The organism is Gammaproteobacteria bacterium (assembly GCA_041395725.1).
Taxonomy (GTDB): Bacteria; Pseudomonadota; Gammaproteobacteria; order Pseudomonadales; family Pseudohongiellaceae; genus NORP240.
Genome location: JAWKZW010000001.1, coordinates 4,802,197 through 4,817,500, shown reverse-complemented (window position 1 = coordinate 4,817,500; position 15,304 = coordinate 4,802,197). Strand labels below are relative to the sequence as shown.

The 15,304-nt window shown below is 54.1% G+C and carries 10 protein-coding genes and 2 rRNA genes (1 of these 12 cut by a window edge); 8 read left to right on the top strand and 4 right to left on the bottom strand.

Features of this window, described 5'->3' with window-relative positions; translation table 11 throughout:
* Together R3F50_21230 and rrf are read left to right on the top strand one after the other, a co-directional pair.
* Nucleotides 1–288, top strand: a 23S ribosomal RNA gene (locus tag R3F50_21230); it begins 2,616 nt to the left of the window's first position.
* Nucleotides 289–523: 235 nt separating this feature from the next.
* Nucleotides 524–639: ribosomal RNA gene (rrf, locus tag R3F50_21225) — 5S ribosomal RNA — on the top strand.
* A 235-nt stretch (nucleotides 640–874) separates the two neighbouring features.
* Here the strand turns inward: rrf and R3F50_21220 are convergent.
* Both R3F50_21220 and R3F50_21215 read right to left on the bottom strand, forming a co-directional pair.
* Nucleotides 875–2,086, bottom strand: a complete 1,212-nt coding sequence (locus R3F50_21220) for an IS256 family transposase (GenBank protein MEZ5492810.1) — start codon at nucleotides 2,084–2,086, stop codon at nucleotides 875–877.
* Nucleotides 2,087–2,470: 384 nt separating this feature from the next.
* On the bottom strand, nucleotides 2,471–3,109 hold the full coding sequence (locus tag R3F50_21215) for a putative 2OG-Fe(II) oxygenase (protein MEZ5492809.1): 639 nt from the start codon (nucleotides 3,107–3,109) through the stop codon (nucleotides 2,471–2,473).
* 1,216 nt (nucleotides 3,110–4,325) lie between these two features.
* On the opposite strand from R3F50_21215, the gene R3F50_21210 reads away from it, so the two are divergent.
* From R3F50_21210 to R3F50_21200, 3 genes are read left to right on the top strand one after another with little or no spacing between them, the layout of a single operon-like run.
* On the top strand, nucleotides 4,326–6,266 hold the full coding sequence (locus R3F50_21210) for a PQQ-binding-like beta-propeller repeat protein (GenBank protein MEZ5492808.1): 1,941 nt from the start codon (nucleotides 4,326–4,328) through the stop codon (nucleotides 6,264–6,266).
* Between the two features lie 26 nt (nucleotides 6,267–6,292).
* Entirely contained in the window at nucleotides 6,293–6,868 is a 576-nt protein-coding gene (locus R3F50_21205) for a YceI family protein (protein MEZ5492807.1), read from the top strand.
* A 17-nt stretch (nucleotides 6,869–6,885) separates the two neighbouring features.
* Complete coding sequence (locus R3F50_21200; GenBank protein MEZ5492806.1) at nucleotides 6,886–7,527, top strand: YceI family protein; 642 nt, start codon at nucleotides 6,886–6,888, stop codon at nucleotides 7,525–7,527.
* A gap of 215 nt (nucleotides 7,528–7,742) precedes the next feature.
* Here the strand turns inward: R3F50_21200 and R3F50_21195 are convergent, their stop codons facing one another.
* Nucleotides 7,743–10,094 (bottom strand): fatty acid cis/trans isomerase, encoded by a 2,352-nt coding sequence (locus tag R3F50_21195; GenBank protein MEZ5492805.1) that lies wholly within the window; start codon nucleotides 10,092–10,094, stop codon nucleotides 7,743–7,745.
* A gap of 122 nt (nucleotides 10,095–10,216) precedes the next feature.
* Nucleotides 10,217–11,287 (bottom strand): sulfotransferase, encoded by a 1,071-nt coding sequence (locus tag R3F50_21190; protein MEZ5492804.1) that lies wholly within the window; start codon nucleotides 11,285–11,287, stop codon nucleotides 10,217–10,219.
* A 180-nt stretch (nucleotides 11,288–11,467) separates the two neighbouring features.
* On the opposite strand from R3F50_21190, the gene R3F50_21185 reads away from it, so the two are divergent.
* The 3 genes from R3F50_21185 to R3F50_21175 are packed head-to-tail and all read left to right on the top strand — an operon-like array spanning nucleotide 11,468 to nucleotide 15,296.
* Nucleotides 11,468–14,140: a cbb3-type cytochrome c oxidase subunit I gene (locus R3F50_21185; protein MEZ5492803.1), complete on the top strand. Its 2,673-nt coding sequence runs from the start codon at nucleotides 11,468–11,470 to the stop codon at nucleotides 14,138–14,140.
* Nucleotides 14,140–14,328 carry a hypothetical protein gene (locus R3F50_21180; protein ID MEZ5492802.1) on the top strand — a complete coding sequence of 63 codons (189 nt, stop codon included), beginning with the start codon at nucleotides 14,140–14,142 and terminating at the stop codon, nucleotides 14,326–14,328. The genes R3F50_21185 and R3F50_21180 overlap by 1 nt, the downstream gene beginning before the upstream one ends.
* On the top strand, nucleotides 14,325–15,296 hold the full coding sequence (locus R3F50_21175) for a c-type cytochrome (GenBank protein ID MEZ5492801.1): 972 nt from the start codon (nucleotides 14,325–14,327) through the stop codon (nucleotides 15,294–15,296). Before R3F50_21180 ends, R3F50_21175 begins: the two co-directional genes overlap by 4 nt.
* The last annotated feature ends 8 nt before the right edge of the window (nucleotides 15,297–15,304 follow it).

Genomic DNA, 15,304 nt, shown 5'->3' with positions numbered 1-15,304 from the left:
CTGCCGTGGGCGTTGGAGATTTGAGAAGAGTTGCTCCTAGTACGAGAGGACCGGAGTGAACGAACCTCTGGTGTTCGGGTTGTTACGCCAGTAGCATTGCCCGGTAGCTATGTTCGGAAAGGATAACCGCTGAAAGCATCTAAGCGGGAAGCCTCCTTCAAGACGAGATCTCCCTTGGACGTAAGTCCACTGAAGTGCCGTTGAAGACTACGACGTTGATAGGCTGGGTGTGTAAGCGCTGTGAGGCGTTGAGCTAACCAGTACTAATTGCACGTGAGGCTTGACCATATAATCGCAGGTTTTTGGTGAAAGACTTACCAGGAACTGAGATTGTGTGAATAAGCAATCGTAAGACTTTGATGACAGGTCAGATTTGTATAACGCAAAGTACGACTGAGTACGAGTAAAAAGCTACAGCATACAGTCTTCATTCATTGAATTGTTGAGAACAACCGGTCGGAGGAATCTGGCCGGACAGCCCGGCTGCGCAATAACACATTGCAAAGCGGGGTTTACAGAATTGCCTGACGAACATAGCGAGTGTGAACCACCTGATCCCATCCCGAACTCAGAAGTGAAAGTGCTCAGCGCCGATGGTAGTGTGGGGTTTCCCCATGTGAGAGTAGGTCATTGTCAGGCATCTAATAACAAACCCCATCCGGCGTTGCCGGGTGGGGTTTTTTATTAGATGCGCAATGACGGCGTTGCGTTGCAACGCGTCATTGTGATTCGGATTCTGGCTAAGCCAGAATCCTCACCCTTCGGGCGGCTTCGCCGTCCTGAATGCTGCGCATTCAGTCAGGCATCTCATGAGTAGTGGGGTAGTGTCAAAAATGTTTCGCACTTTTTCTTCAGGGGCAGTCCCGGTTTTTGGTTAGGCTGCTGAGTGTATTGCTTCCTGATCCATCTCCCTCAGCAACTCCATGTTCATGTACTTGCGGGTTCCCCAAGACGTGGCAGAAACATGCCGAAGCCTAGCAGCCACCAGCATCAATGCAGAGTGACCATCCGGGAAAGCACCGACTACCTTGGTCCTGCGCCTAGCTTCCTTGAGCAGCCGTTCCATCGGATTGTTGGTCTTCAGCTTCAGCCAATGCTGCGGTGGATAAGCATAGTAGGTCAGAGTTTCATGAATTGAGTTCTCTACCAGCTCTGCTGCCACTTTGAGCTTCATCGCTTTTAATTTCTCAACGACATCCCTGGCCTTATTCTCAGCGGCCTCACGACTCTCCTGGGCGTGAATGGCCTTCAGCATGGCCGCTACCTCTCTGACCCTGCCACTAGGCACATGGGAGAATACATTGCGATAAAAATGAACAGCACAGCGTTGCCAGTCCGCGTCCGGATAGACCTCTGCAAGTGACTCGATCAGGCCCAGACAGGCATCTGAGATAAACAGCCTGACGCCTTTCAATCCGCGTTTCTTCAGCTCCTTGAGGAAGCCCAGCCAACCGGACTTGTCTTCCTTATGCCCCTCAGAGACGCCCAGAATGCGCCTGAAGCCGTCACTGTCTACACCAATGGCCGCCAGCACCGAGACATTCTTCACCTCGCCGCCCCAGCTGCGCTTGAGCACGATCCCGTCCAGATATACGTAGGCGAAATCCCCCTCAAGGGGCTGGCTACGCCAGCGTTCAATATGCTTATAGACCTTCTTGTTGAGATTGGAGACCGTGCCTGACGAAACCCGGGTGCCCCACAGCGCCTCAGTAATATCTTCCACGCGACGAACTGAAACCCCAGCCAGGTACATCTGCACAATGGCTTCCTCGATGGATATATCCCGGCGTCGATAGCGTTCAATTATTGCTGTCTCAAAGGTCTGCTTCCGCAATTTCGGCACCTTGATCTCGACTTCTCCGGCTTTCGTGTGGAGTTTCCGTTTGTAGCTACCGGCCCTGGAATCAATGCGGTCCGGGGAGTGCTCGTAACGCTGGGCATTGCAGAGATCATCAGCCTCAGCGTCAAGCATGGCATTCAATGTCTCTTCAACGGTTCCCCTAACCATCTCATCCAGATGGCCGCGGATCTCGCTCTCGTCGATACGTATCACCTTGCTCAAAGGTTTTGTGTTATCGTTTTTCATGGGTGGCTTCCTTATGGTCTGTACTGTGGTTTGGCGATTACAGTTTTAACAGACCGGGGCCACCCCCTTCAAAAAAATGTGCGAAAAATATTTTACGTTATCAGTAGTGGGGATGGGCTCTTTTATCAGGGACTGGTGGGGGCTGCTAATGTCGGTCTTTTGGGCTGACCTGGGCTGAGCAGAAGGCTGATGGGTTTTGTGATTCGTATTTCGTGTGCGCCCGAAATCCTCACCCCTCAGGGGCAGCCTTTGGCTGTCCATAACGCTGACACGTTTGTGATTCGTATTTCGCGAGGGCGCGAAATCCTCACCCCTTTGGGGCAGCCCTTGGTGGTCTGTAAGGCTGACGCGTTATATGACGCGGATTCTGGCTGAGCCAGAATCCTACTTGGTTTCGTGGTCAGGTGGTCCGCTCAGATATATTTCGTTTGTATCCACGCCTATTACACCCTCGGGTATAAAATTCATCGCTAATGATTTTCTGATTGCATCATTTTCATGCCGGTTTACTTTGTGTTTTAAATAGGAGGGGAATATTAATACCGTATCGTTACCCAGTTCGAAAACGTAGGATGGGCCATTCAGAACATTGTAGGTTGTGGGCTTTAAATCAAACTGATTGGTGACAGGCTTTTCAAAAGTTATTTTCGACTTTTTTCCTTCCGGTAAATCAAAATAATACACCGCACTGAACATGGCGTTGCCGTGGTTATGTAAAACCGAAATCTTGTTTTTCTCGGTTTTAGTAAACCAGGATGTCGTCATATAAAAGGTATTCTCATACAACATTACGTTTTTTGTGTAGTCGTTGATAATGTCTACAAATGCCTTTTTTAAATTCGCATTTTCGTCCAATACTTTCAGATTTTTGGATATCTGCAGGAAATAATCAGCATTGTCTTCAGAATTTGTGCTTTTCCACTCCTGTTTGTCATACAAGCCGTGAATTTTTTCCAGGTCAACTTCCACGTCGTTATAAGCGACGATTGGTTCAGGAAATATAGGAAGAATTAGTGGTTTCATTTGTTGGGTGTCTCCAAGCTTGCTTGTGGAACATCATTTCGATCAGCGGTATGTTCTGCCCCTGACTCGGATGCTGATGTAATGCTTTGAAAATCGACTTTTTGTAGAGCCTATCCCTGGGCGGTTTACGATCTCTACATTTTATTCATTCTTTATACTGTATTAACTCTAAGGAGCCTCTGCTCAATTACCACAATGCTCTGGCCTTCAGACGAGTCCTCTGGCATAGCAGGCTGTAACGATTCAGGAGAAAATTTCGTGAGACAGCTTTTGTCAATTTTGATTTCTCGTCCGCTTATATTGCAGTATGCCAGCTCTGTTGTTACACGGTGCCGGGAATACGACCTTAAATCCAAGCCTCTCCCTGTCAGTTACATGCGACTGATGCGTGACATGAACATGTCTGATGCCAGTGAGTCTTAACCTGTCGGCCGGTCCCTTCTCAAGATATCACCAGGGTTACAGTATCCGAGTGATAAATTGTTACACGACGTGGGGGGGCCATTGCCACGACTGAAACTCGAGCGTTAGTGCTGGATGTCTGCCATTCGGGGTGAGATTCTCAACGCCAGATGACTTGAATTCAACAGATTTATCCTTGAAGGGCAGCATAGGATGATTTTCTTACTCAGGTCCGGAATGAGAGATTTCCGGGGTTGTAGAGGGGGCGGAGTGGTGGATCTTTGTGTACGTGTAATCAACTGGTTTACAGACATCAACTGCCAGTACCTTGTACCTGGGCTTGCGCCAGGGAACCCGCGCCTGTCCTCGGGTATTCCGACGGTTTCCGGGTCGCGGTTATCCAGGCAACCAGGGGAGGTAACTGGTCTTCTCTTCCCGGGAAAGTTCTGTCCCCGGGTGTTTCGTGTTCTTTTACGTAAATCAGTTCCGCTGAATCGGGTGCGTGAATTTTACCAGTTACAAAGAATTACAAAATATTCCCTCCTGGTTGTCTTTAACTAATTGAAATATCTATGTTAAATGCAAACAGGTTGTCGTATCGGGCTTGCTTGTGGATAGCAGATTAGTTATCCTTCGCGACCCGATCTCTGGCTACTGTAAAACCTGAGTTATCGCCGATTGATGTAGCCTTCTTCAGCGAACGGAATGGCGAGTTGGGGAATTTGCGCGCACAAGTTACCCCGTACCCTGGTGTTAAGCTGGCATTAATCCATAACCGCGCACTATTAAAGACACAATATCGAGAGAGTCCAAGATGAAAACAAGAAACCGATTGATTTCGTCATTCATCGTCAGCGCCGGCACTCTAGCCTGCGTTTCCCTGGCATGGGGCCAAACAGGCACCAGCGTTTATGAAGGTGACTGGCCACAATACCATGGCAATGAATTTGCCCAACGTTACTCGCCGCTTGACCAGATTAATTCTGAAAACGTTGGCTCTCTCGAGCTGGCCTGGCGCTTTTCAACAGAGAATTTTGGTCCCACCACCGACTTCAACAATCCTTCAACACCCCTCGAGGTTGATGGGGTGTTGTACGCCAACATAGCCAGCACCCGCAACGTGGTGGCGCTGGATGCGACAACTGGACAGGTTTTGTGGTTGTGGCGCCCGCAGGAAGGCGAGCGATTTGACGAAGCGCCCCGCAAGGGCGCCGGTCGGGGTGTCGCTTTCTGGAGCGACGGCAACGAATCCCGGGTGATTGATGTCACCCCGGGTTATCACCTGGTTTCTTTGGATGCAGAGACAGGTATCCCCGATCCGAATTTCGGTGACAACGGCATTGTTGATCTGTTTGTCGGTCTGCGGAATGCCGATGATCCACGCTTCCCGTATCCGGATATCGGTCTGTCGGCTGCGCCCTTCGTGATGAACGATGTGATCGTGGTAGGCGCGGCACACCGGGTCGGTATGCGTCCCCGTTCCAAGGCCAACGTCAAAGGTGACGTGCGTGGCTTCGATGCCCGTACCGGAGAGCTGCTGTGGACGTTCCGTACCATTCCGGAAAGGGGTGAGTATGGATTCGAATCCTGGCTCGATCAGGGTGTCGAGTTTACCGGTAACGCCGGTGTCTGGGCACCAATGTCGGGCGACCCTGAACTCGGCCTGGTTTACCTGCCAGTTGAGTCCGCTACCGGTGACCGTTTCGGTGGCGATCGCCCGGGCGACAACCTGTTTTCAGATTCCATAGTTGCGCTGGACATCAAGACCGGTGAGCGCCAATGGCACTACCAGTTAACCCACCATGATATCTGGGACTGGGATATTCCTTCAGCGCCGGTATTGGCCGACCTGCCCAGCGGCCGCAAAATACTGATGTCGGTAACCAAGCAAAACTGGGTCTACACCTTTGATCGTCAGACCGGTGAGCCGATCTGGCCTATCGAGGAAAGGCCTGTCCCTGCTGGCGATGTCCCCGGCGAGTGGTACTCCCCTACACAGCCCTTTCCTACCCGCCCGGCTCCTTTTGACCGGCAGGGCTTTACCGAGGATGACCTGATCGACTGGACACCGGAAATCCGCGCGCTGGCGCTGGAAGCCATTGAAGGTTTCCGGCTGGCGCCCAGCGTCTACACTCCCCCGTCTCTGGCAGATGCCGCGGATGGTACCCGCGGCGTGTTGGCCTTACCGTCAGCTACGGGCGGCGCCAACTGGGAAGGGGCAGCCATGGATCCGGAAACGGGAATCCTCTATGTCCCGTCCCGTACTGCACTGGCGGTGATGTCACTGCAGAAAGATGAGGAGTCCGATCTCGAATACAGCGCGGCGTTCGGCGTGCGGGTACCCCGGGTCCAGGGCCTGGAGATCGTCAAGCCGCCTTACGGTCGGGTTACGGCTATCGATATGAATACCGGTGACCATCTGTGGATGATCGCCAATGCCGATACCCCTGAACGCCTCGCCAATCACCGCCTGTTAGAGGGCGTTGACATCCCTGCCACCGGCATCCCGACGCGAGCGGGAGTCCTGTTGACCAAGACCCTGCTGTTTGTCGCGGAAGGAACCGGCGGTCCCGGGGCTCAGCCTATTTTCAGGGCTGTGGACAAGCAGACCGGGGAAAGAATTGCAGAAATTGAATTGCCAAACCTGCAGTCCGGTTTACCTTTTACCTATGAGCATGCAGGCAAGCAATATGTAGCCATGTTCGTTGGTGGTGGAGGCCAGCCTGCTGAACTGGTCGCCTACGCATTACCGTAATTTTATTGATCAGGAGTAAATACATCATGCGAACTTTATCTCATACCTTGATGCTGGCCTCGGTTCTGGTTCTGGCTTCCTTACCGGCCCGCGCTGCCAACTGGGAACTTGACCCGGCGCAGTCCCTTGTCATCTTCAAATACTCGTACGGCAGTGAACCTTTTCAGGGTGAGTTCAGAAACGTCCAGGCGACATTCGACATCGACCCATTACGACCCAGTGCCTGTGAATTTCAGGTCACTATTCCCATCAACGATGTCTATGTTGATTCGCCGGAAGTCAAAGACTATCTGCTGGACTATGAACTGTTTGACGTGGATACCTGGCCGACGGCCACTTTTACGGCCGAGAATTGCAGCGTACAGTCTGCCAATTCTTTCGTATCCGACGGCACACTGACTATCCGCGATCAGACCCATCCAATCAGCTTTCCGTTCATGCTTGATGTGGAAACCTGTGATGGCCAGGTCTGTTTCCATCTGACCAGTGAAGTGACTATTCAGCGCCTTGAATACGGCGTGGGCCAGGGTTACTGGGCGAATACCGCTGAAGTTCCAAACGAAGTGACCATTGAGGTCGATGTCTACGCAATCCAGCAGTAATTAGATAGGTTAATTAGATGACTAGCAGATTATTTTCCAACATCGGTCGGGTTTCACTGATCCTGGCCTGCTCGGCGTTACTGATGTCGTGTGATCGTCTCCTGACGCCCGGCCAAACAACTGATATAGCAGAGCTGCGCTCGGGTGCCTACACGCTGGATACCGATCACGCAGCATTGCTGTTCAAGATAAACCACCTGGGTTTTTCGACTTTCATTGGCCGTTTCACTCAATTCGATGCGACGTTGGATTTTGACCCGGAGAATATCGAGAACTCCAGTCTTGAAGTGATTGTGGACATGAACTCCATTGATGTGAATCTGCCGGAGTTCGAGGAAGAACTGCGGGGCGGTAGCTGGCTTGATGCGGAGACTTACCCCCAGGCGATCTATCGAACCACTTCGTTTGTTGAGGCAACCGGGGAAAATTCGTTTGTATTCGCCGGCGATCTGACTTTCCACGGTGTCACGGCTCCGGTCAATCTGCAAATCGATTTTCATGGTGGTGGCCGTAATTTCCTGACTCGCAGCTACACACTGGGTTTTTCGGCCAGTGCTGAATTTCTTCGCTCTGACTTCGGCGTCGATCGGTTTACCAGTTTTGGTGTCGGCGATGAGATCGAGCTGGAGATTCACGTAGAGTTTATGGAAGGCAGTTAGCCTTTGATGCCTATCAGCCTATAGCACTGGTGGTCAGTAAGCCTGTACTCTGACGGCACTACTCTGAGCGCTGGAACTCTAAAAACCCCGGATTGGTCACAATCCGGGGTTTTTTACTCAGGTACCGATCATTTACCGGTCAGCAGGCGGCGCGACATCAAACGGTCGACTGTTGCCTGGCGTCAGCGTACCGCATTGAGGTTCGCTGTAAATCTCTAACGATTTTCCAGGCGATTGAAATCGAAAAGGCCACCCTCGACAGGATTGCGGGTCAGGAATGCCTCGTGCATAGCGTCGGCAATTTGCCAGAATTCAGGATCCGACCGGCGGATACCAAAGTCGTCCAGCAGTCTCCCGTAATCCTCCTCTGTACCCAGAGCCTGCACCTGCGTTACAAAATCCGCGAGTTGGGCAATGGTCACCCGTACGAGAATTTCCGGATATGCGCCGATAAAGTCATAGGCCAGGCTTACGGTGTCCTCTTCTGGAAGGCGGCGTTCCTCATTGTTGAACAGATGAGAAATATTTGTGTAAGCGTTGTTAGTCAGTAAAGTGTAGTAATGTGCCGTTTCGCTGTCGGGGTCAGCAATCTGAATAAACAGGGTCTGAGGTAAGACCGATGCGGCGACACCTCTGGTGCTGGCGAGTTGTGCGAGCAAGTCTCGTTCGCGCGGCCCGGTAAATCCGTTCTCCAACCCATGATGACTGCTCAGTACGGGTGCCAGATGTTCCCTGAGGCGTTGGTGCATTTCGCTCAAAGGGTTCTCTGCAGATAATCCGGTTGTCGAAAGATCATTGTTGAACTGACGGTGGGCGGCGATGAATTCGCTGACCGGATTAACCGAGCCCCGATACCAGGTGGACCAGGCTTGCGAGCTTGCTTCGGCTGGCAGAAACAGGAGGAAGTTGGATTCCCCTTCCATACGGAGGAAATCCATGTAAATGCGCGAGTTCAGCTGGTGTGAGACATTCCCATAGACATCAAAACCGGCTACCAGCAGGTAGTGAATGCGTTCGAGCAAAGGGTAATCGATAACCCACGTCGTCTGTGGAGTATCGCCAAGCAAGCCTTTGACCACTGAGGCGCTGTCGAAATGGCGAAAAATAGTCAACGCCGCATTGTCATTCTGCCCGTTCCCATCCCAGATCAGATCCATGCCGACAGGCTGTATTCCGGCAAGCTCTTCCTCAATGTAATTCTGGCGCGCGGTCAGGTAGTTTCTCTCGTCGCGAGCATATTCGATCCAGTTCACTTGAAAGGCAGTACTTCCAGAACTGGCGGGCAGAGGCATGGCCTCCAGGTGCTCCAGAATCGGGGCGGCATCGGCAAAGGGGCTGGTCGGGTCGATAAAGGTTACCCAGAAATAGTCATTGATCACGTTCAGCGCCGTTTGGCCTCTGCAGACCGGTCCTTTGATGAAGCCCATGATGGTGAATTGTGCTTCGTCCAGAAGGAAACGATAGCGGGATTCGGAAGGCAGTTCCCGGAAGGTGAGAAACGGATTGGATGATTGTTCCAGCTCATAGGAGGGCAGAGCAGTCACTTCGTAATCGGGCACATAAAACAGCTCATTCCAAAAATTTCTTCTTTCTGCGTCGAGCCTGTAGGGCAGGTTGTTCTTTACGGAGATACTTTCCCGAACCGGCATCAGACGGTAATAGACGCGCTCAATGCCGGGATCGGAAATTGGCAGGGGTGTATTGGCTATACGAATCGGCTGGCCGGGAGGGGTCGTGGATCTGACGAGATTGAAAAAAACCGGCTCAGCACTTTCTTTGAAATAGAGATTGGCAAGAAACAAGTGCTCGTAAAGGTAGCGGTTCACCAGCCTGGCTTTCAGAGAATCACCGTTGAAATAGCTTTCCCATTCGCTGACCAGAGCCTGGAGCTCAGGAGTAATCCGGTTTCTGTTCTGGAAAGGCGCACCCTCGGCAATCCACTCGAGCACCAGCTCGGTTTCAGCCGGCTGCAGCCCTGGCAATCCATAAGGCATGCCCCAGAGCGGTTTCTCCGTCCGATAATCGTCGTATTCTTCGATGGCCGGGCACACTTGGTCCCGATTCAAGCGAAAATCAAAAGTATCCGGGAGAATGCGTGCCTCGGGCAAGGGATTCTCTTGTTTCAGCAATAGTTGTTGAGCAAGCACGCTGCCCGACAGATTGGCCTCTCTGGTATTTTCCCGCTCGTTGAGTACCGGGAAAAAATCTTTCTGGCGCCATTGCGCCGTTGAAGAGGCGTCTATGAAAAGACGGGAGGGCTCATCGGCCAGCAGTCTTGACCCATGGTAGACAAAACTTTTGGATGCCCCCCGGGTTAAACCCTCGAAGGCGCTCAGCTTCAGCTGACAAGGTGCGTCATAGCAGGCATGGCAGACGACGCAGCGTTTCTCGAGAACAGGATTGACCTCGCTCCAGAAGTCCACACTTCCACTGGTCAATGGCTGATCATAGCGGGCAGGGTCGGCTTCACCGAGCTCTGCATCGAGTGCGGTTTGTGCCGCGATGCCACAACCTGCAAGCAGCCCGATGATGAACAATAGTGCGCTAAATCCAGAAAACTTGAGCATTTTGGGATTCCTGTTCGGGAGCCTGGCTTACAGGCTGTCTGGTCAATAAAACGGGTACGAGTGCGCAGGTCAATCGGTTTAAGCAAACACTGTTTCTGAATCTGTATGCAATCCGTTAGCACTCACGAGAGTATCGGTTCGAGTATTTTTTTCAATGGATCCAGGTGGCGCTCATATCGCTCCCAGGCTCGGGAACTCCCCTGGTACATAGGCAGCTTCACCTGATTCCTGCTGACCGTTTGAACCTCCCTGGGATTGTTGTAGAACTCCAGACAGGCTGGTTCCCATTCGATGCCGCAGTGAGTCAGTAACCTTCTGGTTTCTTCTCCCTGGCTGGTGGTCAGCTGTTCGTAGTTCAGGTCATAGATCTGTGTGCCGTGACGTTCTTTCCAGAACTTCATCAGCTCGTTATACAGGCGATAAAATTCTCCTATGTCGCGCAGATCGCAGGCGTAGCCATTCGACGTGCCGGCAAACGCCGTCTTGTAGAGGGACCAGCAGACAGCCATGGGCTCGCGTTCGGTATGCACGATGATGGCGTCAGGAAAGGCGGAAAGGATGAAACCGAGCCACAGAAAATTGACCGGCATTTTATCCGTGACGATCTGGTTGTCAGTCAACTGCCGGATTTGCTGCAGGTAGTGTTCTTGCAGTTGCGGGAGGTAGTCATTCAATGCCACGCGAGGATGATAGTCGGTGAACAGTTTGACGAAGCCGAAGCACCACTGCCCCATGGCTTTCAGTTCGCCTCCGCCATAGACCTTCGAGTGGGAGGCCAGGATCTGCTCAACCAGGCTTGTGCCGGATCTCGGCATGCCCACTATAAAGATTGGTTTCAGTGAATTGGCCATTTCCAGGGGTTGTACCGGTTGAGCGGAGAAAATTTCCCGTACCCGGGCAACCGTACTTCTGGCGTCGGCCAGGTTATCGGTCTTGCCTCGCCTGTGGTGCCAGTTTGCTTCCTCCAGGTAGCTGAAGCAGCGCTCGGTATCGCCAAGATCATCGCTCACCTTAGCCAGGGCAAAGCCCAGCAGGACAGCCTGCTGGCTGCTGCGGCTGACTTGGGCATACTGATCTTCCATGGCCTTCAGAAGTTCGTTTCTTTCACTCCAGGTCCTGGAGTAGGCCTGTTCAATGAAATCCTCGAATTGCTTTTCCGTCGCTGATGCTGGCATGGCGGCACTATAAATCACGGACCCTTCTGGATCAAATTACCTGCCTGACACATCGAGCAGCCGAAGCAAGGTGCACTGAATGGCCGCAGAATTTGCTGCTCAATGGTTGCAGCTTGGCTATAATCCGGGTTAGGGAAAATCATTTATAACCCGGTGCAAATAAAAACCGGATTCTTACCAAAAAAAGGCGAGAGAACATTGCAGGAATCAACCAGCGGGCTGATTGAGCAGCCCACAGCAATCAATCAGTCCAGCCAGGTTGACACCTGGCTGGTGCGGGCGCACAGCCTGGCGGCTTTTGCGACACTGCTGCTGGCCGTGTTATTCGGTATTGTAGTCTCACTGCAGTTTTTCCTGCCGGATTTCGCCGGCCTGCTACCCAGTTGGGGGCGTCTGAGGTATGCCCATACCCAGGGCATTATGCTGGGCTGGCTGGGTAATGCCTTTCTCGCCTTTCTCTATCATGCCGTGCCTATCCTCAGCGGCCGCCAGGTGACCAGTCGGCGCCTCGGATTGTGGTTGTTCGGGATCTGGAACTTCGCCGTTATGCTGCCTGGCTGGGTGCTGGTACTGGCCGGCGTGAGTCAGCCGCTGGAATGGGCTGAATTTCCCCTGCCTGTCGATCTGCTGGTAATCGTTGCCTTTATCCTGGCAGCTATCCAGTTTCTCCCACCCTTCTTTCAGCGCGGTTTTGAAAACCTGTATGTTTCAAGCTGGTACATTATCGGCGCTCTGGTGTTTACCCTGCTGTCCTACCCGATGGGCAATATTGTTCCTGAGCTGGTACCGGGAGCGGCCGGCGCAGCATTCAGTGGTTTGTGGATTCACGATGCGGTCGGCCTGTTTGTGACCCCGCTGGCACTGGCTATTCTTTATTTCGTCATTCCGGCCAGTACCGGTCGGCCGATTTTTTCCCATTTCCTTTCCATGCTGGGGTTCTGGGGGCTGTTCTTCTTATACCCGCTGAACGGCATACATCACTATATTTTTTCTGTCATACCCATGGCTGCCCAGACTACCGCCATTCTGGCCTCTTTTCTGCTTGGCGCGGTGGTGGTGATCGTGGTCAGCAATCTGATGCTATCCCAGCGTGGAGCGGGCCTGATACCGGCCGAGCCGGCGCTGCGTTTCGCCTCCATGTCGGTGGTTTTTTATCTGATAGTCAGCCTGCAGGGTTCCCTGCAGGCCAATATGAGTTTCAGTCAGGCCATACACTTTACCGATTTCGTTATCGGACACTCACATCTGGCGATGTTGGGGTTTGCCACCTTTGCCGGTATTGCCGCCATACTTCATGCCTGGCAGCGGATCCCTGATGCGCCTTATAACGCCCGCGCCATCGACTGGGCCTACGGGCTGCTGGTAGTGGGCATTACTCTGATGGTGGTTGACCTGACGGTCGCCGGGCTGGTGCAGGGCGGCCTGTGGCTGGATGGCGCACCCTGGCTTGAATCGGTTCGCGCGTCCCGACCTTACTGGGTTTTTCGCAGTCTCTCGGCGGTGCCGGTCGCGGCCGGCTTCGTAATGCTCTTTTATGGGCTGCTGGTCGGGCCCCGCGGTGCGGGTGTCAGTGCTGCCGAGGTGACACGACGGGCTCTGGGTCCCGAGCAGGCCAGTGTAGACACCCATTCCCCCATGCAGGATCCCTCCCGGGCCCTGCGCCTGTCTTATATTGTCGCATCGGTGGCAGGAGTGGCTTTCTTTGTATTTTCCGTGTCTTTGCTGGGCGTCTTGCCGCGCGCAGTGTTGGAGCGACAGACAGCAGTGCTCGGGCCCGCGCAGGAACTGCCCCTTACGCCATCGGAACTGCGAGGGCGTGACATCTATGCCCGGGAAGGCTGCGCCTATTGCCATACCCAGCAGATCCGCTATACGGCGGCGGACATGCAGCGCTTCGGTGCACCCACCCTGGCCTGGGAGGGGCGCTTTGACTTCCCCCATATGCTCGGCACCCGCCGCATAGGCCCGGACCTGTCGCGCGCTGGTAATACCAGGACCAGGCAATGGCAGCTGGCACATCTGTATGCTCCGCGCAGTGTGGTACCTCAATCCATCATGCCGGCCTACCCGGAGTTTTTCGAGGGCTCACCGCTTCGTCCCCGGCAGCAAGCGCAGGACCTGGTGGCGTATCTGGAAACCCTCGGTCGGGCCCGGGAACTGGCGTGGCCGGAGGGTGACGCCAGGGGTCGCCAGGCGCTGCCTGATGATCAGTGGGCGCAGATGTCTCTGGGGGCGACAGAACTGAACGCCCATGCCGCGCGCACCCGGCCCCGTGGCGACGCACCCCGCCTGGTCGAGCAGCCGGTCACTGACAGAGGTCTGCAGCTATGGCAGGACAACTGCAGCGGCTGCCATGGCGACGAGGGGCTTGGTGACGGATTGGCCGCGGCGTGGCTGCAGCCGGCGCCGGTCAACCTGGCGGCGCATGAGTACCGGGCGGATTTACTGGCCGATATTCTCTGGAACGGCGTGCACAACAGCGCCATGCCGGCCTGGCGTGATCGCAGCCTGGAAGAGCTGGCGCTCCTGGCTGCGGTGGTGCAATCGATAAGCTCGGTGAACGATTCACCGGGAGAGACCGTGCAGATTCTGGCGGGCCAGGCGGTGTATTCGGCCCACTGTGCAGAGTGCCATGGGGATGCGGGCGATGGGAATGGGTTCGCGGCGGCGAGTTTGCCTATTCCCATCGCTCCGACCGATTTTACCCGGGAGCGACTGAGTCTGGAGGAGAGCCTCAGAATTTTGCGCAACGGGGTGCCTGGCACGTCCATGGCGCCCTGGGGCGATCGACTTACCGACAGTGATATGCTGGCTGTCAGCCACTACCTGTCGTCTTTATACCAGCGAACCGGATCAGGAGGAGGGCAGTAGTGATAAGTTCAGTAATCGTCCTGCTGACGCTGTTAATGGCAGCCGTGTTTGTTCTGGTTTATGTGCTACGGCCCGGGTGGCGTGCACGTATCGAACAGCCCAAATACGGTTTTCAGCAACAATTGCAGCATTATGACCGCCTGCTGCAGCCGACAAAGGCAGAATCCCACGCCGAGGAACGCCCATGAATCCATCAAGCAGCACAACAGGCCGGCAATCAGGCAGCACCGTACTGGCTTTATTGGTCAGCACGGTATTGGGTGTTGGTGTCATCGCCGGAGTCCTGTTGTTGCGTCCGGCCCCGGTGTCGGACTCCAGTCCGGAGCCCAGTGTCGAATACGGGCGGCGCCTGATAAGGGAAACTGCGGCGCTGATGGGCCCCGGGCACGAGGACCCGGCGATGCGTTATTCAGGCACCAACATGGATTGTGCGTCCTGCCACCTGGAGGCTGGAACGCGGCCAGGCACCCTGTCTCTGCTTCAGTCCGCCGCCAGCTATCCACGGTTTTCTGGCCGGGACGGTGGGGAGCGGGATCTTCGGGACCGCATCAACGGCTGTATGACCCGCAGCATGAATGGCCGCGAGTTGGCGCGAGACAGCCTGGAGATACGCTCCATGGAATTGTATATCAATAACCTCTATAACCAGTTTGGACTTATGGGGGAAACCCGACGCCAGTCCGGCGAGCCGCCGGTGTTTGTCGAGCCAGACCGGGCGGCTGACGTGGCCGCGGGAGAAATTGTCTATAAAGAGCGCTGCCAGGTTTGTCACGGCGACGACGGAGAGGGATTGCCGGCTTCAACAGACATGGCTGAGGGTTACCTGTTTCCACCGCTGTGGGGCCCGGACAGTTTCAACAATGGTGCGGGTATGACGCGGCTGTTGACTGCGGCCCGCTTCATCAAGGCAAGAATGCCTCTTGGACAACCCGACCTTACCGACGCTCAGGCTTTCGATGTGGCAGCCTATGTCAATTCTCACGAGCGTCCTCAAAGGGCCAATCTGGAATTGGATTATCCTGACCTTACCAACAAGCCGGTTGACAGCCCTTACCCGCCTTATGCGGATCAGTTCCCGCTCGAGCAGCATCGCCTTGGCCCATTCGGACCAATTCGTGAGTACTATCGGAATCTGGAAGTGTCCGGAGACCGCTGAGCCACGGC

What these genes read in the sequence shown, in the direction of transcription:
- R3F50_21220 (MEZ5492810.1), bottom strand. Translation starts at nt 2,086, where the DNA reads ATGAAAAACGATAACACAAAACCTTTGAGCAAGGTGATACGTATCGAC.
- R3F50_21215 (MEZ5492809.1), bottom strand. Translation starts at nt 3,109, where the DNA reads ATGAAACCACTAATTCTTCCTATATTTCCTGAACCAATCGTCGCTTAT.
- R3F50_21210 (MEZ5492808.1), top strand. Translation starts at nt 4,326, where the DNA reads ATGAAAACAAGAAACCGATTGATTTCGTCATTCATCGTCAGCGCCGGC.
- R3F50_21205 (MEZ5492807.1), top strand. Translation starts at nt 6,293, where the DNA reads ATGCGAACTTTATCTCATACCTTGATGCTGGCCTCGGTTCTGGTTCTG.
- R3F50_21200 (MEZ5492806.1), top strand. Translation starts at nt 6,886, where the DNA reads ATGACTAGCAGATTATTTTCCAACATCGGTCGGGTTTCACTGATCCTG.
- R3F50_21195 (MEZ5492805.1), bottom strand. Translation starts at nt 10,094, where the DNA reads ATGCTCAAGTTTTCTGGATTTAGCGCACTATTGTTCATCATCGGGCTG.
- R3F50_21175 (MEZ5492801.1), top strand. Translation starts at nt 14,325, where the DNA reads ATGAATCCATCAAGCAGCACAACAGGCCGGCAATCAGGCAGCACCGTA.